Raw genomic sequence first — 21,778 nt, forward strand, 5'->3', positions numbered from 1 at the left:
AACAGAAAGTAGTTTCCAACTGCAAATCTTCTGCAAGAATTAATATTAAATCAATTATAAATTGCCATGAAAGAAATTTTTCTAAGTTTCTCAATTTTTCTTGCATGCGTAATCGTCGCAATTGCCAGTCAAATTATTTCTCCATCAATAGTTTCAGCAAATAGCAACGATTTTAATAATGCTTTTAAAACTAAGCCTGTTAATACTGAAACAATACAAGCTATAAACAATCCTCTGGAATTAGACCCAGACGACCCTAATCCCTCTCTTTTTAAAATGGCTAGCGAAAAACAATCCTCTAACAATTCTCTTGGCGGATCAATAAAAACAGAAATAAAACCATCAGGCCTAAGAGTTACAGACCTTAAAATTGGAGAAGGAGATGAAGCTACAGCAGGCAAAAAAATATCTGTAAATTACAAAGGAACACTTGAGAATGGCAAGGAATTTGACAGCAGTTATGGCAGAGCACCTTTTCCTTTCCAACTTGGTGCAGGGCGCGTAATTAAAGGATGGGACGAAGGTGTCGCCGGAATGAAAGTAGGTGGCAAGCGTGAACTTATCATCCCTCCTTCTTTGGGATATGGCGAAAGAGGTGCAGGGGGAGGGGTTATCCCTCCAAATGCAACGTTGATATTTGAAGTTGAATTATTAAGTGTTGAATAGAAATCTTTCTAGTAAATAGATAAAAAATCACTCATTAATAGACATTGGCAAGTAATGTGTCATAAGGGTTATTTATTAATGCCAAATGTTGCGTTCGGTTCTTTCATCAATTATCAAAAGGCTTCCAGCCCAAAATGTACTTGCTCATTGCGATGGGCCTTGTGGTGTTTATGACCCTGCATCGGCTCGAGTAGCAGCAGAAGCAGTGGTTTCTATGACAAAAAAACTTCTGGATTTAACTCCTCCATCAGGGAATAACCCTGCAGAATGGGCTACTTATAACAATACATTTTCCCGCTATGTCTCTATAAAAGAAGAACAAGCTCAAGAAACAAAAAAGGAACTCCTGATTTTATGGACTGACTATTTCAAACCAGAGCACCTTTCTACTTTCCCAGATCTTCATGAGACTTTTTGGAAAGCATCAAAACTTTGCAGTGCTTGCAAAGTCAATATTGACAAATCAAAAGCAGACGATTTATTAGCTTCTGTAGAAAAAGTTCATCACATGTTCTGGAAATCCAAAGGTCGCTCTGATGCTTGGATAACAGCAAGCTAAAAAGAAGATTCTAAAATCTCTCTTGCTTTTATTAATTGGTTCCCGACGACACTGCCGTGTTGTTGGGAATTCAATGACCCCTTCAATTAGTGACGGTGATTTTCTTATCTACAAACCTTTTTTTATTAACAAAGATATTCTTCTAGAAAACTTATTGATTTTAGTAGAAAACCCGTTGGATAGAGATTCATTAATTGTCAAAAGAATTTCTAAAATAAATGAAAATAGTGTAGAAATTATTGGCGACAATAAATCAATAAGTATCGACAGTCGTCAATTTGGAAAAGTAAATAAAAATCAAATTAAAGGAATTGTTGAAAAAATAATTCCTATACAATAATAATGATTCTTGTATTTTAAAGAATAAAACTTGAAGTTTTATGAATCCAAAAGAATCCTGTCATAACAGAAAGAGCCCCAGTAAATCCAAAGAACATAGGAATTGTTTTTTTACCTGCTCTAAGTGTTGCTAAAGACATTGCTGTAACAATTACACCCATAGATAAAAAAGAACCTAGAAGATAAAAAAATAAATATAAAACAGCACCTACTCTAGGCAAAGCCAAAGCAGGAATAACAGCTATAAGATGACTGGCACCTGCTAAACCATGAAGTAAACCTAGACTTATAGAAGTATGGGAATGTCTATTATGTTTTTTTCCACCTCTTAAATGTAAATGAAAATGTTGATGTTTCCCATCATTCCTATGAGTATGAGTATGAGTATGAATATGAAGACCTAACGATGTTTTAATAGTTAGAACACCAACTATTAAAAGAAAAATACCCACACTTAACTCAGCCATAGTGGACATTCGCTCTATTTGAGCAAAATCTTTAATCAATATTGCCAATACTGATAGCAAAAGGACACCAGTAGAATGTCCTAAGCCCCAAGCAAAACCATCTTTAAGGGCAAATCTAGGCTTGTTAAATGCGGAAGGTGCCATGGCAACCAAATGATCAGCACCACCAATTACGTGAAGAGCTCCAGCAGCAAAGCCAGTTAAAACACTAATTATCATTTAAATCACACAGTTTTTAAGCCTGCTGCCTGAAAGGCAATAGATTCGTTAAACATTTTATTAGAACAATAACTTTAATAATAGGGTTTTTTCAAATTACAATCCGATTATTTCCTGCAACGCACTTTTTAAATCTTCTTTTCTCATCAAAGATTCCCCAACCAAAACTGCTCTAGCACCAAACGACGAAACCTTTTCAATATCCTCTCTAATAAAAAGTCCAGACTCGCTAACTAAAAAAACATCCTGATCTGCTAAAGGTTTTGAAAAATTTCTAATAACTTTCTCCGTATTATTTATATCTGTCTTAAAAGTTGTCAAATTTCTATTGTTAATGCCAATGAGTGGAAATCCACCTAAGGCAAGAATTCTTTTTAATTCTTTTGAATTATGGACCTCAACTAATATTGAAAGGCCAAGGTTTAAAGCAATTTTTCTCATATAAATTAAGTCCTGATCTGAGAGTATTGATGCTATTAACAAAATTGCATCAGCTCCCGCAGATCTTGCCTGATAAATTTGATAAGGATGCAACATAAAGTCCTTACAAAGCAAAGGAAGATCAACTACTTGTCTAACTTCCATAAGCACATCAAACCCTCCTGCAAAAAAAGTTTTATCAGTCAATACCGACAAACATGTTGCTCCTCCTTCTTGATAGGCAACTGCTATCTCAACAGGATCAAAATTTTTTCTAATAACTCCTCTACTAGGACTAGCCTTCTTAATTTCAGCTATTACAGCTGGTTTAACTGAAGACTCTTTTAATTGCATTAAAAAATCTTTGCAAGGAGGTAGTTTTTCAATTTTTGATTTGAGTTTCTCTAAAGGGATATTTTTACGGGCAACACTAACTTCTCTATCTTTTTCCCAAACTATTTTTTCAAGAATATTACGAGGCTCTGCATCAGCATGAGGAATTGAATACTCAAGATTAGCTACCTTAACTTTTGGATTAGGTGGGCGTCGACGAATCTCCATTAAAAAAAAGTAGATTAATTATTGTCCTTTTAATTGTTGAGCAGCTTGCTTATAAGCAACCTCAACAACTTCACTCAAAGTCGGATGAGTATGAACTTCTCTAGACAATTCCAATACACTCTGTTTCCTAGACAATGCATTTGCAACTTCCTGAATTAGATCAGCTGCATGAAGTCCATATATATGTGCACCAAGTATTTCACCAGTATCTTTTCGAAAAAGTAATTTCATTAATCCATCACTCTCTAATTCAGCTAAAGCTTTGGAGTTGGCTTTGAAATAACTCCGAACAATTCCTAGCTTAAAACTATCGGTTTTAGATAATTCTTTTGCTTGTTCTTCAGATAATCCCACCGAACTAATCTCTGGATGAGTAAAAGTGGCCGCAGGGATACTTCTATAGTCAATATTTCTATCGACACCAAGAATGTTATCAACTGCGATAGTGCCTTGTGCTGCAGCTGTATGAGCTAACATTAATTTCCCAGTAACATCCCCAACAGCCCAAAGATTGGGGACTAACTTACCATCAACCAAAACCCTCATTGAGTCATCAATAGGAATAAAACCTCTATTGGTTTTAACACCCATAGATTCTAAATTTAAATCCTTACTACTAGGGATTCTTCCCGTAGCTACAAGTACAGCATCAACTTCTAATTCTTCTACTAAATCTCTTGTTTTAACATCAGAAAGTTCGATGTTAACTGGACATCCTGGCGTTACCTTACTTGCAAGTAAACCTGACTTAGCATCTATATCGCGACCAGCAATTAAATTGCGAGAAGCAATCTTAGTGATATCAGGATCAAAAGTAGGCATGACTCTTTCCAAAGCCTCTATCATGGTCACCTCACAACCTAAAGCTGTATAAACATCTGCAAATTCAAGACCTATATAACCACTTCCAATAATGGCTATCCATCTTGGAAGCCATTCAAGACTAATTGCTTCATCACTTGTAAAAACTGTTCTGCCGTCAATTTCTATCCCTGGAGGGACAAAAGGATCTGATCCAGTAGCTAAAATCACATCTTTAGCGACTAAAACTCGATCGACACCATTATTTTCTCTTAGACCAACTTTTTGTTGTCCTTCCAACCGACCTTTGCCTTGCAAAATAGTTACACCTGACCTTTCTAAAGTCTTAGTTAAATTATTTCGCACGTTCAAAACTAAATTATTTGCATGATCTGCAATTTTGCTTCGTTCAAACCTAACAGGTGCTGAATGAATACCAAACGAAGCAAGATGATCAGAATCAGCAAGTTCCCGAACTTTGCCACTTGCTGCCAACAATGCTTTTGAGGGGACACAACCTCTATTAACACATGTGCCACCCATTTCTCGAGATTCAATAATTGCCACTTTCAAACCATGTTCAGCAGCATGTTTGGCGGCATCAAAGCCCCCATAACCTGCCCCAATGACAATTACATCGAAATCGTAATTTGTTTGACTCACCTTTCTTTCAGGGTACTAAGAGGTCATTTTGGCTCGCAACCGTTCCAACAGTAATGGAACGGCTGCAGATGCAACATTTAGAGACTCAACAAGTACATTATGAGGCAACGTTACTGCATGCGTACAAGAAGCTTGGATTTTCGGATGAAGGCCTGAGCCTTCATTCCCTAAAACTAAGATAGTTGGCTCACTCCAATTAATCTCCCAATAGGGAGAAACCCTTGTAATTGCATGAGCTCCTGGCCCATAAGTTCCAACAATTTGGAATCCTCTATCTTTAGCCATTTTTAACTTCGTAAACAATTCATTAACAGCATCTTCTTCAGAATTACCTAAACGTTGAAAAGGAAGATGGAAAATTGCTCCAGCAGATGATCTTAAAACTTTTTGACTAAGTGGATCTGCTCCCATCGCTAACCAAACATCTTCTACTTCAGCGGCCAAAGCAGTTCTAAACAAAGTTCCTAAATTGCCAGGATCTTGCAATCTATCAAGAGCTAAAATGAAATCAGCTTTATCGTTTACTTTAGGGAGCGAATCTAAAGACAAAAGAGATGCAACTCCATCTGGGTTTACAGTTGTAAGAGATGCCTTAAGCACAGATTTCGAAACAAGATGAAGGCGAACACTTTCAGGTAAACATTCCATTATCTCTAAATGTTTTTCAATCCATTCTGGAGTGGCAATTATTTCAGAAGGCAGCGAACTAGTTTTTAAAGCTTCTTTCAACAAATTACTTCCTTCAAGTAAGAAACTTGATTTTTGATAACGTTCCTTAGGAGCAGATAATGCTTTCAAGCGGCGCACTAAAGGATTCCGAGAACTAGTAATCAAAGTCAGAGCAGACGTTTTAATCTTTAAACCTCTTGAAGAACTAGAATTTCTATTCTAAATAATTTTTTAAAAGATTCTTTATCAGTTACCAAAAAAGGAGGATGTAAATAAGAATTTAAATCGAATAAGCAGCAAAATATTTCATTAATGCGGATGGGGAGACTTGAACTCCCATAGCACAAAGCCACATGTACCTGAAACATGCGCGTCTACCAATTCCGCCACATCCGCATGATCAATTCACTATAAAAAAGCATCAATCTACTTCTCCTTAGCTAAATAAGAATGTGATCTGACTGCCCTAGGTTTTAAGTGAAAAGTCTTTTTCTATTTCATAAAGCTAGACGACTTTATATAACCTTGCATGATAGGGGTATTCATGGTTTCATTTAAGACATGCATAGCGTGTCATCAATACTCAAAGAAGATAGTCTTTTACCGTATTTAAGGGTTGAAGGGAAATCTTGTTTATCGGGTCATGTAAATATTAGTGGTGCCAAAAATTCTGCACTAGTTTTGATGGCGGCATCTCTTTTATGTAAAGAAACTCTTGTTCTCAATAATATTCCAAAGCTTACCGATATTGATGTAATGACAAATATTCTAAAATCTTTAGGGGCAAATATAAAACGTAACAAGAATAAACTCCAAATAAATGCATCTGGATTAAATGGCAATCAAAAAGAATTACCTTATGAACTAGTTCATGCTCTCAGGGCTAGCTTAGTTTGCATAGGACCGCTTCTTACAAGATTCGAAGAAGTTAAAATCCCTTTACCAGGAGGTTGCAGGATCGGCGCAAGGCCTATTGATGAGCATATTAATGGGCTGCAAGCATTAGGAGTTAATGTAAGAATAAAAGATGAAAATATAATTGCTAAAATCACTAATCCACTCAGAAAATTAATAGGTACAAAAATAAACTTTAAATGTAAAAGTGTTGGTGCAACTGAAACAATCTTAATGGCAGCAACTCTGGCTCATGGGACCACTATTATTGAGAATGCTGCTGAAGAGCCAGAAATACAAGATCTAGCAAATATGTTAAACAAAATGGGGGCAAACATTAAAGGGGCTGGATCATCCCAAATCAATATTGAAGGAGTTAATCGATTACATGGTTGTATACATAGAGTTATACCTGATCGCATTGAAGCGGGAACATTTCTAATTGCTTCAGCTATTACTCGAAGTCCTCTCACTCTTTCACCAGTAATCCCTCATCATCTTGAATCGGTGATCTCCAAGCTTGAAGAAGCAGGATGTTTAATTGAACAATCAAATGAACAAGTAAAAATCATACCCCCTCAAACTATAAATTCAGTAGATATCACAACAATGCCTTATCCAGGGTTCCCTACTGATTTACAAGCACCTTATATGGCACTTATGGCTACTGCCAGAGGAACTTCCAAAATTAAAGAAACCATTTTCGAAAAAAGGATGCAACATGTGGGTGAATTGCAAAGAATGGGGAGCAAAATCCAACTTCAAGGAAATACTGCTTTTGTCTCAGGAGTAAAGAGTTTAAAAGCAACTTCTCTTACTGGTGGAGATTTAAGATCTTCTGCTGCAATGGTATTAGCCAGTCTAAGTGCTCAAGGAATTAGCATTGTTGAAGGATTAAGTCATTTGGACAGAGGCTATGAAAATTTCGAAGATAAACTAAGTTCTTTAGGAGTCAACATCTCAAGGAGCATGATAAAAAGTCCAAATAGAATGAAAAAAAATACAAAAATACTAGAACAACCAAACATTGTTTCTTCTGATGCCGAAGTGGCCTAAAATCAAACAATAATCAATCCCAAAAGCAAATTTAAGGGAGCGTGGTGGAATTGGTAGACGCACCGCACTCAAAATGCGGCACCTTCGGGTTTGTCGGTTCAAGTCCGACCGCTCCCATTTGTCTAATGAATACTTATAACCGTATACCTCTAAAATTCGTTAGAGGGAAAGAAGTATGGTTATGGGATGATACGGGGAGAAGGTACCTAGATGCAGTAGCTGGTATTGCAACATGCACTCTTGGTCATAGTGACAAGAAGTTATCAAAAGCTCTTAGCAAGCAACTTAACAAGATTCAACATGTTTCCAACCTTTACTACATTCCAGAGCAGGAAGAGTTAGCACATTGGTTAGTTAATGAAAGTTGTGCTGACAGTGTTTTTTTCTGCAACAGTGGTGCAGAAGCTAATGAAGCAGCAATCAAACTTGCTAGAAAATATGGTCATATCAATGGTGTTAGCAAGACCCCAATTATTCTTTCTGCAAAGTCAAGCTTTCATGGAAGAACACTCGCTGCAATTAGCGCTACAGGACAACCCAAATATCAAAAAGGCTTTGAGCCTTTAGTAGAAGGATTTGACTTCTTTTCTTTTAATGATTCAAAATCTGTTGAGAACCTATACCAACAATTAAAAAATGATGGCTGTATAGTTTCAGCAATTTTAATAGAACCAATCCAAGGAGAAGGTGGAATTCATCCTGGAGACCCTAAATTCTTTAAATTCTTAAGAGATTTTTGTGATGAAAATAAAATTTTATTAATTTTTGACGAAGTTCAATCAGGCATGGGTCGAACTGGAAAGCTATGGGGATATGAGAACCTTGATGTAGAACCAGATGCTTTCACAATTGCAAAAGGGTTAGGAGGAGGTCATGCCATTGGCGCTTTATTAGTAAAAGAAAAAGCAAATATTTTTAAACCTGGAGATCACGCAAGTACTTTTGGTGGGAATCCTTTTGCTTGCAAAGCAGCCTTGACTGTCGCTCAAGAAATACAGAATCGAAATCTTCTAAAAAATTCCACTCTAAGAGGTATTGAATTAAGAGAAGGCCTTCAGGAGATACTGAGAAAATACCCAAATCATCTTAAAGAAGTAAGAGGACTTGGTTTAATGCAAGGGCTAATAATAAAAGAAGAAAGTAATTTAACATCTTCTATATTTATAAAAAAATCTATAGAAGAAGGTCTTCTTCTTATTGGTGCTGGCGATAAAGTAATTAGAATAGTCCCACCATTAATTATCAAGAAAAAACAAATTAAAGAAATACTAAGAATACTTAACATTTGTTTTGAAGATTTAATAACTTGAATATTTCAACTTCAAATCTAAATAATGATTTAGACGACCTAATTCCTTCATTTAAGCTCAAGGGAATGAATCTTAGTCTTGCAAGAATAGAGAATGCAATAAATAAAATGGGAAACCCTTGTAAAAATATTCCAGCAATTCAAATAGCAGGGACGAATGGTAAAGGTTCAATTGCATGTTTCCTTGAAAATTGCTTAGTCAAAGCAGGAATTAAAACTGGTTGTACAACATCACCGCACTTAATTAACTGGTGTGAAAGAATAAGAGTAAATGGAGAAATGATTACTGATAAAGAGCTCAGAGAAGCAATTTTTAGCATTAATTCGTTAATTAAGGGAGATGAATTAACTCCTTTTGAACTTTTAATCGCCAGTGCATTTCATCATTTTTCTAGTAAAGATGTTGAACTAATGGTTTTAGAAGTCGGTCTAGGTGGAAGATTAGATGCAACAACAATTCATCCCAATAGGCCCATAATTGCAATGGCAAGTATCAGCAAAGATCACTGTGAGCACCTTGGTAAAAGCTTAACCGAAATAGCACAAGAAAAGTCAGCTGTAATTACCAAAGGTTCCACAATAATTAGTGCTAAACAAAATTCTGAAGTGAAGAAGGTGCTCGAAAAAGCTGTAAAAAAAAACAACGCAAAGATTACTTGGGTTAAACCTTTATCTAAAAATTGGAAGCTTGGACTAAAAGGGAATATACAAAGAGAAAATGCTGCTGTTGCAAAGGCTGCCTTAGAGTCATTAAAAAGTTTTGGGTGGGTAATTAACAATGATCAAATCAAAAAAGGCCTTGCATCTGCATCCTGGCCAGGAAGACTACAAAAAACAAATTGGGAAAATCTACCTTTATTGGTCGATGGTGCTCATAACCCAGATGCAATAAAACAGCTTTCAAAAGAACGTTTAACTTGGGAAGATGAAGACAAAGGAGTTACTTGGATAATTGGTATACAGAAAAATAAAGATAGTCAAACAATGTTGAGATATTTATTAAAAGCAAAAGACCTTGCTTGGATTATTCCTATTCCTTACCATGAAAGCTGGGACAAACAAAGCATTGCCAATAATTGCCCAGAATTATCTCATCAATTATATGAATCTGAGGGATTAATAGAAGTTTTAAAGCATCTTCGCTCAAAAGGAGAATGGCCAAAACCACCTCCTGTAATAACAGGTTCGCTATACCTAATAGGGGATCTATTTAAAAAAACAATTAATCCATTTAAATCTTCAAAGAGATCCTTTTAACTTTCCTGGATTAAGTAATGCTTTTGGATCATATTTTTTCTTAGCAGAAACCTGGTCAGAATCAATGACACCTAACCCACCGTCTTCAACTGTAATTACATGAGGGTTAAATATAATTGCACCAGCATTTTTGCAATCTAAAATTAATTCCTCTAAATAATCATTACCTTTCCATAAAACCAATGGCAATGCAGCTATTCGTTGTACTCCTTGTTGCCTAACCGCTTCTAAATGCCAAAGCAAAGTATCTCCCCATTTACTTTTAAGATTTTGAATTATCTTGATTTCGGGCTGAGGTAAAAGCATCTGGAGATAAGTCCAATCTGGATTAATTGCTCTCATGTGCAAAGTCGTATGGTTCCAACTTAATTCTCTAAAACCATTACCAGCTTTTTCAGATCCTAGATGGTTGAAATCGGCCCCATAAGCTTTAGCTAATCTCTCTACAGTACAAACCCCATCCGGAGCAACCAAAAGCAATAAACGATTTTTCCCTTTTGGTTCTCCACTCCAACTAGGTAGAAACTGAACAATGGTTCTTTCTAAAAAGCTGCACAAAAATAAATCAACAGCTGCTCTTGTGAAAGTCTCAAATAGTTTTATTGAATCAAAAAGGCTTTCACAATCTATTGCAACCTCCTGCCAATCCACTGCAGGACAAGTAGAGAGTCTTAAAGCAGTAATTATTCCATTAGTTCCATATGCGTGATTCAATGCTTCTGCTGAAGTTGCGTTAAGAGTGATTGTTCTAGAAGGGCTTTCTAAAGTAACAATTTCCAGCCCTAATAAATGACCAGGATCTCGTAAGAAACCCCATCGAACCGAACCTATCCCACCAGAACCCCCTGCTATAAAACCTCCTATAGAGGCAGTTCTCCAAGTACTTGGCAACAACCTCAATTGTCGTCCATTTTTAATCAAATATGTATTTAAATCTCCCAGCAAACATCCAGCTTCTACAGTTACTTCACCAGTATTTAAATCAAAGTTTCTTATTTTTGTAAGAGAAGTCATCAACATCACAACCCCACCCTTAAGAGGAACACATTGACCATAATTCCCTGTTCCTGCTCCTCTCAAAGTCAATGGAATTTGATATTTAGTACAGACATTTGCAACTCTAATTACTGCTTGAATCGATAAGGGTTTTACTACTAGATCCGCACAACATCCAGAAAGTTGATTCTTCAATACAGGCGAATAATCATAAAAATCACGAGAATATCTATTAATTTCAGAAGGTCTTGAAAGTATTGCCAAATCATTAAACCCTTTTATCTCATTTAAAAGGTCATTCAAGAAAGATTTATTGAGCATTTGCTTAAGAACTTTGTTTAAAAAATAATTAATTTAATTCAAGCCACTTTCCTTTAATCATTATTTTCCTGCTCGGAGGTCTAGACATTGCTCCTGACCAACTATCAATATCTAATAAAACAAAATCTGCAGAACTTCCCTTTTGAAAAGTTCCATCCCATTCCAATCCCATCAATCTAGATGGCGCTGTTATAAATGTCGATAATCCCAATCTTTCCCATGGGGCAATATGAGTCATAGATACTGCATTAGCCATCAAAGAAATTGGGTCAAAATTACCACCTGGATTCCAAGGGTCTTGAACATTATCACCTCCAATAGCAACATTGACTCCAGAATATTGAAGCTGCTTGACAGGTGCTAATGGGCGCTTAATTGGAGTTGATTTAGGGCATCTTGATAACAACCAATAATTTGTAATTGGGAGAGAAATTACATTTATTTGATGGTGCGCTAATTTATCTGCAAAGAAATTTATTGCTTTTTGAGAAAGCAATCCCATACTACTTAAATGACTACAAGTTACAGGCACATCTAGCTTAATATGATCAAGAACATTAAGCATTTCACGTAATCCTCCTGAAGGAGTAATAGAAGTTTCATCAATATGGAGATCAACACCGCAACTCAAATCATTTGCTAAAGAAAATAAATTCATCAACAGACTTCTTAATTTTCTTTTTTCATAAGGTGGGGCAATAACTCCTCCAATCAAACCTCTATTTCTAGAAATTTTACGCGCCAATGTTTTCCCATGGTCAGTAATCCAATAGTCCAAAGGAACCAAAGCTACTAATTGCAAATCAATAAATGGTTGCCAATCCTTTTTAAGCTCTAATAAAACTTCCCAGCTCTGATCACCAATCCACCCAAAACTGTCAACATGAGTTCTAACTGCTCTTAAACCATTTCTCAAACACAAATTTAATGCTTTATTAGCTCTTGCCCTAACTTGTTTAATAGTTCGCTCTTTATATTCATTTAAATTTGCTTGCAATGCACCTTGATAAGTGCCTGATAAATTTGGCCAAGACTGCCAGGTAAATGCCTTATCAATATGAGTATGCGGTTCAATCAGTCTTGGGAGGAGTAACCCCATAGAAGGATTTGCAAAATTTTCGATTATCTCGAATTTTCTAATAACACCTTCTTGCAAATGAACTCTTAAAGGACAAAGTCCTTCAGAAGAGATTTCGGCACCTAAAACATCTCCACCACTGGTAATTAAGCTTCTTGGAACTAATGCCTCAATGCTTTGAATATCAGTAGATGTCTTTTTTTGCGCAAACATTTATATCAAGCAAGGCCGAATTGGTAAATTTGTATATATGCGGCGGGCGTCGCCAAGTGGTTAAGGCAGCGGCTTGTGGCGCCGCTATTCGGGGGTTCGAATCCCCTCGCTCGCCCTTATTTAATAGAATCTTATGAAAGATCACAGGCAAAAGTGATGTTTCAGGCGAAAATTAGAAAATCATTTTATTAAATCTTCAGGTTTCTATCAAAACAGTGCCATCAACTAATTCAAAACAAATATATAGAGAATTAGAAACCTCTAAAGAAGATAAAGGAAGTTATTGGATTAAAACTTTTGGATGTCAAATGAATAAAGCAGATTCTGAGAAGATGGCAGGAATCCTCCAAAAAATGGGATATAAAGAAGCTCAGACAGAATTGAATGCTGATCTTGTCTTATATAACACCTGTACAATTAGGGACAATGCAGAGCAAAAAGTATATAGCTATTTAGGAAGACAAGCCTTAAGAAAAAAAACAACTCCGCATTTAAAACTAGTCGTTGCAGGATGTGTTGCTCAGCAAGAAGGAGCGTCCTTGCTTAGAAGAGTTCCTGAAATTGATCTTATAATGGGTCCTCAACATGCAAATCGCCTAGAGACACTTCTAAACCAAGTCGACAATGGTTCCCAAGTTGTAGCAACAAATGAAAATCAAATCCTTGAAGATTTAACTGCAGCTAGAAGAGATAGCAATATATGTGCATGGGTAAATGTGATTTATGGTTGCAATGAAAGATGCACTTACTGCGTAGTGCCATCTGTAAGAGGTAAAGAACAATCAAGAACACCAGAAGCAATAAAAATAGAAATAGAAGATCTTGCTCTTAAAGGCTTTAAAGAAGTTACCTTACTAGGACAAAATATTGATGCATATGGTAGAGACTTACCTGGCATTTCTCCTTCTGGAAGACGTAAAAACACCTTAACTGATCTTCTTTATTACATTCATGACATAAAAGGAATCGAACGAATTCGATTCGCAACTAGCCATCCACGTTATTTCACAAATCGCTTAATTAAAGCTTGCGCAGAATTACCAAAACTCTGCGAGCATTTTCATATCCCCTTTCAAAGCGGTGACAATGAAATACTAAAAAGGATGAGCAGAGGTTACACAATTGAGAAATACAAAAGAATAATTGATGAGATTAGGGATCTTATGCCAAATGCCTCTATTAGCGCCGATGTAATTGTTGCGTTCCCAGGGGAAAATAAAAGCCAATTCAAGAATACTCTTAAAGCTGTTAGTGAAATAGGTTTTGACCAAGTCAATACAGCTGCTTATTCACCAAGACCAAATACCCCTGCAGCATCATGGCTCAATCAACTTCCTGAAGAAATCAAAATTGAACGATTAAGAGAACTGAATGAATTAGTCGAACAAACAGCAAAAATTAGAAATGCCCGCTATAAAAACGAAGTCGTAGAAGTTCTTGCGGAAAAAGTAAATCCCAAAGATAAAGATCAACTGATGGGGAGAACAAGGACAAATCGACTTACATTTTTTCCTAATCAGGCTCTTGGAAATGTTGCATATAAACCTGGAGATCTTGTTAAAGTTAAAATTCAAACAATAAGATCATTCTCCCTCAGTGGCATCCCTTTAATATAAAAGCTAATTATAATTTTTATTTAATAAAAGATCCTCATAAATGAAAAACAAAGTTACAAATGTTGGAATAGTCTTTGGAGGCGTATCAGGAGAACATGAGGTTTCCATCAATTCAGCTAAAACAATTTTAACTGCTTTAAGAGAAACTTCTAATTCCAAAAAATATAAAGGAACCCCCTTTTATATTGATAAACAAGGAAAATGGTTACAAGGGGAAGCTGCTGAAAATATTTTACACGCAGATTCCATACCTAATACCACTAATAATAAATTAAATAGTTCTATAGGGTTAAATTGTTTTCCAGAAGAAATAGAAAAAATAGATATTTGGTTTCCAGTTCTTCATGGCCCAAATTGTGAAGATGGAACTATTCAAGGGCTTTTCAAACTTACAGGTAAGCCATTTGTAGGCTCAGGCGTTCTAGGTTCTGCTTTAGGTATGGATAAAATTGCCATGAAAAATATTTTTTCATCAGTTGGATTACCGCAAGTTAGTTATTGTGAAGTATATAAAAAGGATTTATTAGATAAAAAAAATCTTATTTTATTAATAGAAAAAATTGAGTTAAATTTAGGTTATCCTTGTTTTATCAAACCTGCAAATCTTGGATCTTCCGTTGGAATTAGCAAGGCATATAACAAAGAAGATCTTTTACAAGGAATTAAAATAGCCTCTAAGCTAGACAATCGAGTAGTAGTAGAAAAAGGAATTACAGCAAGAGAGCTTGAATGCGGTGTACTTGGTAAAAAAGAAATGATCACATCTTGCGTTGGAGAAGTTCGATATAAGTCTGATTGGTATGACTATTCAACTAAATATTCAGAAAAATCAAATGAAATTTTAATTCCTGCTCCAATATCAATTGAACTATCAAATAAAATAAAAAAGTTAGCTCTTTATGCTTGCAATGCAATTGCAGTGGAAGGAATTGCAAGGGTTGATTTTTTTTATGAAGAAAATACTTGTAACTTGTTGATCAATGAAATAAATACATTACCTGGGTTCACCTCCCAAAGCATGTATCCAATGCTTTGGGCAGCTTCTGGAATAAATCTCTCAAAACTAGTGTCAAGGTTGATAGAAAGCGCTAAAGAATAAATGAGTTCCACTTGAATGGTTATTTAAACAATCCATTCCGAAAAATATGATTCATGGACTTCTCTGGTTTCCTTTACTTATAGTTTTTGTGCTTCTAACAGCACTAGGTTGGCTTGAGAGAAGAAGGCAAAACCTTTATAGAGATTGGGCAAAAGGTTCTGAGCTCGCAAAATTAGATGGATCATGTGCAGCTCGGCTAAAAGAAGGGCTTCTTAGTTGGAGCAGTTTTGAAGCAGGTACTTTTAAAGAAAAAGAAACTTTTGAAATAAAACAATTAGAACTTCTTGAGTTAATGGCTCTTAGTTCAGGAGAAGCCCCTTTAACAAATGAATCTCAAGGTCAATGTAGATTAAGACTAATTGGATGTGGGAAAGAAATAGACATTCCTTTTTCTGATGCAGATCGTGCTCGTCAATGGATGAATCAACTGATGACTAAGGCACGATGCGACTTATGAAAAGCTTAAAAAAGAATCAAAAATCAATACCTAAGGAAATCAAACAAGTCTGGAGTATATTTTGCTACTTTTCAATATCATTATTATTAGCAATATTGCTTGCAAATAAAGGATGGGAACCAATTGCAACCAACCAAATAAATGTCAAAGGAAATATAAATATTCCCAAAGAGCAAATAATTGAAGCCCTTGGTATAAGGGCCAAGACATCTCTATTAAAAATTAATCCCAAAGAATTAGAAAGCAAAATTCAAAAAAACTTACCAATCCAATCGGTAGCTATTAGTCGAAGGATTTCTCCTTTAGGCATAGATGTTGAAATTCTTGAGAAAAAGCCAATAGGGTTAGCATTCCGCTCAAAGACAAGCGGTAAAGAAGCAGGGATGATAGACAAAGAAGGAGATTGGATACCTATTTTTGAATCTGCAGAATATACAAATGATTTAAATCAGTTAATAGTTGAAGGGTGGAGCTCTAGAAACAAGCCGTGGATTACTCTGATTCTTAATCATCAAAGAGAATCCCCAAAAAAACTAAAAAAAATAATCTTTAATAATGACGGCCAAATAAGACTTCAAACCAAAGATTTTTTGCTAGTTGATTTAGGGAGTAAAAAAGCTTTACTGAAAAAGCAATTAGATGCCTTCGATGAATTATCTCGGTCTTTATCATCTGATTTGAAAAATGGTTCAAAAACAATCCTCGATTTAAAAAATCCAGAAAAACCAAAATTATTTTTCCAAAAAAAGGAGATTTAACTATCCAAGCTTTGCAAAAAGGGAATTTTCAAAAGAAATTTTATAGAAAAGTCAGTGAATTCTGATTTTATTTCTTAAAGAAAAAAGAGACTTTCTTGAAAAAGCCAACATAAATCTCTAGCCAGTTCATAATGCACAAAAAAGCATTATTTAAATTTTCAATATGGTGATGGGTATGGGAAACAATTCTGGTTCTGGATATAGAACCGAGGGCATTCAACCAAGTCAGAATGCTCGAATAGAAGTCATTGGGGTAGGGGGTGGCGGCAGCAATGCTGTAAACCGAATGATAAATAGCGATCTAAAAGGAGTCTCTTACAGAGTCTTAAATACAGATGCACAAGCTTTACTGCAATCATCAGCAGAGAACAGAGTGCAACTAGGCCAGACATTAACAAGAGGATTAGGAGCTGGAGGGAATCCAAGTATTGGAGAAAAAGCTGCTGAAGAGTCCAGAGCAGAGCTGCAACAAGCCTTAGAAGGTGCTGACTTGGTTTTTATTGCTGCGGGAATGGGAGGCGGAACAGGAACAGGTGCGGCCCCTGTAGTAGCAGAAGTAGCTAAACAGAGTGGTGCACTTACAGTTGGTATAGTTACAAAGCCTTTTGGATTTGAAGGGCGTAGAAGAATGCGTCAGGCAGACGAAGGAATATCAAAACTTACTGAAAATGTTGATACTTTAATTGTTATACCTAATGACCGCCTTAAAGAAGCAATTGTTGGTGCACCTCTTCAAGAAGCCTTTAGAAGTGCAGATGACGTATTAAGAATGGGAGTAAAAGGCATAACAGACATAATTACTTGTCCAGGACTTGTGAATGTTGATTTTGCTGATGTTCGTTCAGTCATGACTGAAGCAGGAACCTCATTACTTGGAATAGGCAAAGGCTCTGGACGTTCCAGAGCAACTGAAGCAGCTCAATCAGCAATTAGCAGTCCTTTATTAGAAGCAGGTCGCATAGATGGTGCAAAAGGCTGTGTAGTGAACATCACTGGAGGGAAAGACATGACTCTAGAAGATATGACTTCAGCCTCTGAAGTCATATATGAAGTGGTGGATCCAGAAGCAAATATTATTGTTGGTGCTGTTATTGATGAAGCAATGGAAGGTGAATTACAAGTAACAGTTATTGCAACAGGTTTTACTGGCAATCAACCATATAACAAACAAAGATTAAGCAACAAAACATCAAATCAATCTCTATATAGACAAGTATCAAATAAAGAAACTGGGGCAAGTATTCCTGAATTTTTAAGGTTGAGACAACTCAGAAGAGAACCTGATAATTAATTCCTTTAATTAGGTGACCCGGAGTCCACGCCAGCTTCAAGCATCCCTTTTGGCTGCTACCTTCCGGTCCTGACCAGTTTTGGGCGTTGAGGCCGCATAGGTCCGAGTCCTCTAAAGTTTAGCAATCTAAATCTCTTAGCAACATAAAAGCTAAATGCTTCCTAAGGAATTAGTTCGATTTAAAGAACTTGGCAAACCAATCACAATACTCACAGCATGGGACAGTCTGTCATCTGCATTTGTTGAAGCAGCAGGAGCAGACGTTGTTCTTGTGGGAGATTCATTAGCAATGTTTATTCATGGCCATACAACAACACTTCCTATAACACTTGAACAAATGCTCCATCACACTCAAGCAGTTGAAAGAGGATTTACTAAGTCAATAAGTGAACAACCTTTAATAGTTTGTGACCTGCCTTTCCTTAGCTATCAATGTGGAGAAGACAAGGCAGTTTCAGCCGCAGGCTATTTATTAAAAAATTCTTCCGCAGCAGCAGTTAAACTTGAAGGAGCTGAGCCAGAAGTTTTAGCGGTTATTAACCGCTTTATTAGAATGGGAATTCCAGTAATGGGGCATCTTGGACTCACACCCCAATCAGTCCATAATCTTGGATATCAAAAACAAGCTAAAGACAAGTTAAGTCAAGACAAATTAATTCAGCAGGCTATTGAGATTGAGGAATCAGGATGTTTCGCGGTGGTTATCGAACATGTACCTTCACAAATCACAGGAAAGATTAGAAACCTTTTAAAGATTCCTGTTATCGGAATTGGAGCTGGCGAAGATTGTGACGGGCAAGTAAGAGTCACTGCTGATTTGTTAGGACTAACATCTAAGCAGCCTCCTTTTGCAAAACCCATAATTGAATCAAGAGAGCTTTTTATAAATGCACTCAAAGATTGGGTGAATCAGATAAAGAATCCCACCAAAACAACATCTCAACAAGAATTTGATTGCTAAGTTCCATACCTTCAGGATCAGTCAATTTAAATCTGGTACCATTTTGTTTAAGTAAACCCATATCAATAAACTTTTTCCAATATCTTTTTAATGACTTCAAATTTTCATTAACTTGTTTTTTATCCCACCCCCATTGACTTAACAATTCTCCAATATTTACTCCTTCTCTTCTTCTTAAACCAACAATAAGTAAATCATCTAAGTTTATTTTTTCTACTTCATTAGATTTTTCAAAAAAACTCTTAATACCTTGTTTCTCTAATTGTTCTATCCATCTTTTATAACCTTCACGAGTTTTTGGTCGTGAAAATCTCTTTCTATAAAAATAACTTGTAGCACCTTGGCCAAAGCCCAACCATTCTGCACCACTCCAATAAACTCGATTATGACGAGATGAATGACCTGGCAATGCATAATTAGAAATTTCATAGCGCGAGAATCCTTCCTTCCTAAGAGTTTCACTAGTCAACATTGACATATCAGCAGCAAGATCTTGACTAGGCAAAGACAATTCACCTCGTTTTTTTCTCCAATCAAATACAGTCCCTTTTTCAATAGAAAGGTCATAAATCGATAAATGTGGTGGAGAAAAATTAATTGCCTTCATTAATTGATTTTTCCAATCAATTAATGTTTGTTCAGGCAAATTCTGAATTAGATCGAGACTCCAACTAAACAAATCTCCCTTCCTAAAACTTTCATTAATCCAATTACAAGATTCAAAAACATTTTTAGAATTATGCCTTCTGCCTAATTGAGCAAGAACATTATTATCAAAACTTTGTGCACCCAAACTTATTCTATTTACACCAGCATCTAAGAAGCCTATCAAAGAATTTTGATCAAAACTTGCAGGATCAATCTCAAGTGTAATTTCTGCTCCATATTGTAAACCAAATTTTCTTTTCAAATGATCTAAAAGCTTAAACAGTTGAGAAGAAGTTAAAAGAGAAGGCGTACCTCCTCCTATATATACAGTTGATAAAGGACTTCCGTTTTGAAATAAATCAATCTCTCTATGCAAAAGTTTTAAATATGCCTTTATCGAATTACTGCCAGGTCCCAACTCGCCTCCAGCTCTGTCTCCCAGAGGGACAATAGGAAAATCACAATAGAAACAACGTCTATGGCAAAAAGGAATATGTAAATAAGCGCTGATAGGGCAATCCACAATTTGACTTATAAATCAATACACAAAGGTATGCAGGTTCGTTTAAAGCAATAGATTTAATAATAATAAAAGACCATAGGGAAAATCCTAAGAATCAATCCTATGATGGACTCCCTGATACTAATTGTATTTGCAATAGCTGGAGCAGCTATTGGATGGTTGGGGATTGACTTATTTTCACCAATAATTGTAGATAAGCTACCTTCCATATTTGACACAAAAACAGTTACATCAGGTTTAACCAGTGTTTCAGGATTATTAATAGGACTTTTATTTCAAGGATTAAGAAAAAAGCTAACACAACAAATCAGGACTACCCCTACAGATTTAATTGTAAGTAGATCTGTTGGTTTAATACTTGGACTACTTGCAGCCAACCTTATTTTAGCTCCTATTCTACTTCTTCCATTATCTAAAGAATTCTTTTTTATTAAACCTATTGCAGCCGTAATAAGTAATATTTTCTTCGGTATTCTTGGTTACAATCTTGCAGGGATACATGGTCGAACTTTCCTTAGACTCCTTAATCCTAATAGTACAGAAGCTCTTTTAGTCTCAGAAGGAATTCTTACTCCTGCAAGAGCTAAGATTATTGATACAAGTATCATCATTGATGGACGAATTAAAGGCCTAATTAATTTCGGCCTAATAGAAGGGAAAATTATAATTGCTCAAACAGTTATAGATGAACTTCAACAATTAGCTGATTCAAGTAATAGTGAAAAAAGATCAAAAGGTAGAAGAGGGCTTAAAATTCTAACTGAACTACGTGAAAACCTTGGAAAAAGACTTGTAATTAACAGAACAAAATACGAAGGAGAAGGAACTGATGACAGGCTGTTACAACTTACAGAAGATACAGGTGGGATACTAATCACTGCTGATTACAACCTTTGCCAAGTAGCTGAATTGCAGGAACTGAATATTTTAAACCTAAGTGATTTGGTAATAGCCCTTAGACCAGAAGTGCAACCTGGTGAAAAATTATCTCTAAAAATAGTTCGAGAGGGTAAAGAGGAGAATCAAGGGGTTGGATATCTTGAAGATGGAACAATGGTTGTTGTTGAAGGTGCTAAAGAATTAATGGGCGAACGATTAGAAGTAATAATTACAGGTACTTTGCAGACTCCTACAGGAAGGCTAGTGTTTGGAAAACTTGAAAAAAAATCCTCCTCCCAACAAAAGCAATAAAAGCTAAGCAACTTATACCTAAATATAGCTAAGCTCAAAACCTAATAAAACTGATTCATATGACAGTATCTGCACCCTATTACGGTGATTCAGCAGTAATGCGAACACCTCCACCAGACCTGCCATCATTATTACTTAAAGAAAGGATTGTATATTTAGGGCTTCCTTTGTTTTCTGATGATGATGCTAAAAGACAACTTGGCATGGATGTAACTGAACTAATAATTGCCCAATTACTATTTCTTGAATTTGACAATCCCGAAAAACCAATTTATTTCTATATAAATTCAACTGGAACTAGTTGGCATACTGGAGATGCTATTGGATTTGAGACAGAAGCTTTTGCTATATGCGACACAATTAGTTATATCAAACCACCTATTCATACTATTTGTATAGGCCAAGCAATGGGAACTGCAGCAGTGATTCTGTCTGCTGGTGCAAAAGGTCAACGTGCAGCATTACCTCATGCTTCAATTGTGCTCCATCAACCAAGAAGTGGAGCAAGTGGACAAGCTACCGATATTCAAATTAGAGCTAAAGAAGTTATTCATAACAAACAAGCTATGCTAAAAATTCTTTCCAAGAACACGGGAAGAACTGTGGAGCAATTAACTAAAGATTCAGACAGAATGAGCTACCTAACTCCTAATGAAGCTGTTGAATATGGCCTAATCGACAAAGTTCTATCGACTCGAAAGATCTAAACCAATCTCCAACTTAATTCACAAGTTCTTCTTCCCAAA

General features: G+C 36.0%; 21 protein-coding genes, 3 tRNA genes and 1 other RNA gene. 16 read left to right on the forward strand and 9 right to left on the reverse strand.

From position 1 onward, the window contains the following. Positions 1–66: 66 nt before the first annotated feature. The 3 genes from O5636_RS03890 (at position 67) to sodX (ending at position 1,565) form a co-directional block, all read left to right on the forward strand. Complete coding sequence (locus O5636_RS03890; RefSeq protein WP_269623310.1) at positions 67–666, forward strand: FKBP-type peptidyl-prolyl cis-trans isomerase; 600 nt, start codon at positions 67–69, stop codon at positions 664–666. Between the two features lie 85 nt (positions 667–751). Beyond that, a complete protein-coding gene (sodN, locus tag O5636_RS03895) occupies positions 752–1,225 on the forward strand; it encodes a superoxide dismutase, Ni (RefSeq protein ID WP_269623311.1) in 474 nt (157 codons plus the stop codon). Positions 1,226–1,247: 22 nt separating this feature from the next. Continuing rightward, the gene (sodX, locus tag O5636_RS03900; RefSeq protein WP_269623312.1) at positions 1,248–1,565 is read left to right on the forward strand and encodes a nickel-type superoxide dismutase maturation protease; all 318 of its coding nucleotides are present in this window, start codon (positions 1,248–1,250) and stop codon (positions 1,563–1,565) included. A gap of 16 nt (positions 1,566–1,581) precedes the next feature. Here the strand turns inward: sodX and O5636_RS03905 are convergent, their stop codons facing one another. The 5 genes from O5636_RS03905 to O5636_RS03925 form a co-directional block, all read right to left on the reverse strand. Beyond that, positions 1,582–2,250 carry a hydantoin utilization protein A gene (locus O5636_RS03905; protein ID WP_269623313.1) on the reverse strand — a complete coding sequence of 223 codons (669 nt, stop codon included), beginning with the start codon at positions 2,248–2,250 and terminating at the stop codon, positions 1,582–1,584. Positions 2,251–2,346: 96 nt separating this feature from the next. After that, positions 2,347–3,231 carry an indole-3-glycerol phosphate synthase TrpC gene (trpC, locus tag O5636_RS03910; protein WP_269623314.1) on the reverse strand — a complete coding sequence of 295 codons (885 nt, stop codon included), beginning with the start codon at positions 3,229–3,231 and terminating at the stop codon, positions 2,347–2,349. 18 nt (positions 3,232–3,249) lie between these two features. After that, complete coding sequence (gene lpdA / locus O5636_RS03915) at positions 3,250–4,695, reverse strand: dihydrolipoyl dehydrogenase (protein WP_269623315.1); 1,446 nt, start codon at positions 4,693–4,695, stop codon at positions 3,250–3,252. A gap of 15 nt (positions 4,696–4,710) precedes the next feature. Then, a complete protein-coding gene (locus tag O5636_RS03920; protein ID WP_269623316.1) occupies positions 4,711–5,529 on the reverse strand; it encodes a TrmH family RNA methyltransferase in 819 nt (272 codons plus the stop codon). Between the two features lie 148 nt (positions 5,530–5,677). Beyond that, a tRNA-Leu gene (locus O5636_RS03925) sits at positions 5,678–5,760 on the reverse strand. Positions 5,761–5,925: 165 nt separating this feature from the next. Between O5636_RS03925 and murA the strand changes: the two genes are divergently transcribed. From murA to O5636_RS03945, 4 genes are all read left to right on the forward strand, one after another. Next, entirely contained in the window at positions 5,926–7,314 is a 1,389-nt protein-coding gene (gene murA, locus O5636_RS03930) for a UDP-N-acetylglucosamine 1-carboxyvinyltransferase (protein ID WP_269623317.1), read from the forward strand. A gap of 35 nt (positions 7,315–7,349) precedes the next feature. Further along, positions 7,350–7,431: transfer RNA gene (locus O5636_RS03935), tRNA-Leu, on the forward strand. Positions 7,432–7,439: 8 nt separating this feature from the next. Beyond that, complete coding sequence (locus tag O5636_RS03940; protein ID WP_269623318.1) at positions 7,440–8,624, forward strand: aspartate aminotransferase family protein; 1,185 nt, start codon at positions 7,440–7,442, stop codon at positions 8,622–8,624. Beyond that, a complete protein-coding gene (locus O5636_RS03945) occupies positions 8,621–9,880 on the forward strand; it encodes a bifunctional folylpolyglutamate synthase/dihydrofolate synthase (protein WP_269623319.1) in 1,260 nt (419 codons plus the stop codon). The genes O5636_RS03940 and O5636_RS03945 overlap by 4 nt, the downstream gene beginning before the upstream one ends. Here the strand turns inward: O5636_RS03945 and O5636_RS03950 are convergent. Continuing rightward, positions 9,863–11,197, reverse strand: coding sequence for an FAD-binding oxidoreductase (locus O5636_RS03950; RefSeq protein ID WP_269623320.1), 1,335 nt, complete (start codon positions 11,195–11,197; stop codon positions 9,863–9,865). The two genes, O5636_RS03945 and O5636_RS03950, sit on opposite strands and share 18 nt — an antisense overlap. A gap of 28 nt (positions 11,198–11,225) precedes the next feature. After that, positions 11,226–12,488: an amidohydrolase family protein gene (locus O5636_RS03955; RefSeq protein ID WP_269623321.1), complete on the reverse strand. Its 1,263-nt coding sequence runs from the start codon at positions 12,486–12,488 to the stop codon at positions 11,226–11,228. Positions 12,489–12,530: 42 nt separating this feature from the next. On the opposite strand from O5636_RS03955, the gene O5636_RS03960 reads away from it, so the two are divergent. From O5636_RS03960 to ftsZ, 6 genes are all read left to right on the forward strand, one after another. Continuing rightward, positions 12,531–12,603, forward strand: a tRNA-His gene (locus O5636_RS03960). A 124-nt stretch (positions 12,604–12,727) separates the two neighbouring features. After that, positions 12,728–14,104, forward strand: coding sequence for a tRNA (N6-isopentenyl adenosine(37)-C2)-methylthiotransferase MiaB (gene miaB, locus O5636_RS03965; protein ID WP_420063784.1), 1,377 nt, complete (start codon positions 12,728–12,730; stop codon positions 14,102–14,104). Positions 14,105–14,144: 40 nt separating this feature from the next. Further along, complete coding sequence (locus O5636_RS03970; protein WP_269623323.1) at positions 14,145–15,203, forward strand: D-alanine--D-alanine ligase family protein; 1,059 nt, start codon at positions 14,145–14,147, stop codon at positions 15,201–15,203. A gap of 46 nt (positions 15,204–15,249) precedes the next feature. Further along, positions 15,250–15,660, forward strand: a complete 411-nt coding sequence (locus O5636_RS03975; RefSeq protein WP_269623324.1) for a hypothetical protein — start codon at positions 15,250–15,252, stop codon at positions 15,658–15,660. After that, positions 15,657–16,418 (forward strand): cell division protein FtsQ/DivIB, encoded by a 762-nt coding sequence (locus O5636_RS03980; protein WP_269623325.1) that lies wholly within the window; start codon positions 15,657–15,659, stop codon positions 16,416–16,418. Before O5636_RS03975 ends, O5636_RS03980 begins: the two co-directional genes overlap by 4 nt. A gap of 169 nt (positions 16,419–16,587) precedes the next feature. Continuing rightward, positions 16,588–17,709 (forward strand): cell division protein FtsZ, encoded by a 1,122-nt coding sequence (ftsZ, locus tag O5636_RS03985; protein WP_269623514.1) that lies wholly within the window; start codon positions 16,588–16,590, stop codon positions 17,707–17,709. Positions 17,710–17,721: 12 nt separating this feature from the next. Here ftsZ and ffs read toward each other — a convergent pair. After that, positions 17,722–17,818: signal recognition particle sRNA small type (gene ffs, locus O5636_RS03990), an RNA gene on the reverse strand. Positions 17,819–17,863: 45 nt separating this feature from the next. On the opposite strand from ffs, the gene panB reads away from it, so the two are divergent. Continuing rightward, a complete protein-coding gene (panB, locus tag O5636_RS03995; protein ID WP_269623326.1) occupies positions 17,864–18,670 on the forward strand; it encodes a 3-methyl-2-oxobutanoate hydroxymethyltransferase in 807 nt (268 codons plus the stop codon). Here panB and hemW read toward each other — a convergent pair. Continuing rightward, positions 18,603–19,841, reverse strand: coding sequence for a radical SAM family heme chaperone HemW (gene hemW, locus O5636_RS04000; protein ID WP_269623327.1), 1,239 nt, complete (start codon positions 19,839–19,841; stop codon positions 18,603–18,605). The two genes, panB and hemW, sit on opposite strands and share 68 nt — an antisense overlap. Before the next feature lie 102 nt (positions 19,842–19,943). Here hemW and O5636_RS04005 point away from each other — a divergent pair, with 102 nt between their 5' ends. After that, a complete protein-coding gene (locus tag O5636_RS04005) occupies positions 19,944–21,032 on the forward strand; it encodes a PIN/TRAM domain-containing protein (RefSeq protein WP_269623328.1) in 1,089 nt (362 codons plus the stop codon). Positions 21,033–21,091: 59 nt separating this feature from the next. Then, positions 21,092–21,739, forward strand: coding sequence for an ATP-dependent Clp protease proteolytic subunit (locus O5636_RS04010; protein ID WP_269623329.1), 648 nt, complete (start codon positions 21,092–21,094; stop codon positions 21,737–21,739). Positions 21,740–21,778 lie beyond the last annotated feature (39 nt).

Origin of the sequence: Prochlorococcus marinus str. MIT 0918, from assembly GCF_027359415.1 — a bacterium.
Lineage (GTDB): Bacteria > Cyanobacteriota > Cyanobacteriia > PCC-6307 > Cyanobiaceae > Prochlorococcus_E > Prochlorococcus_E marinus_C.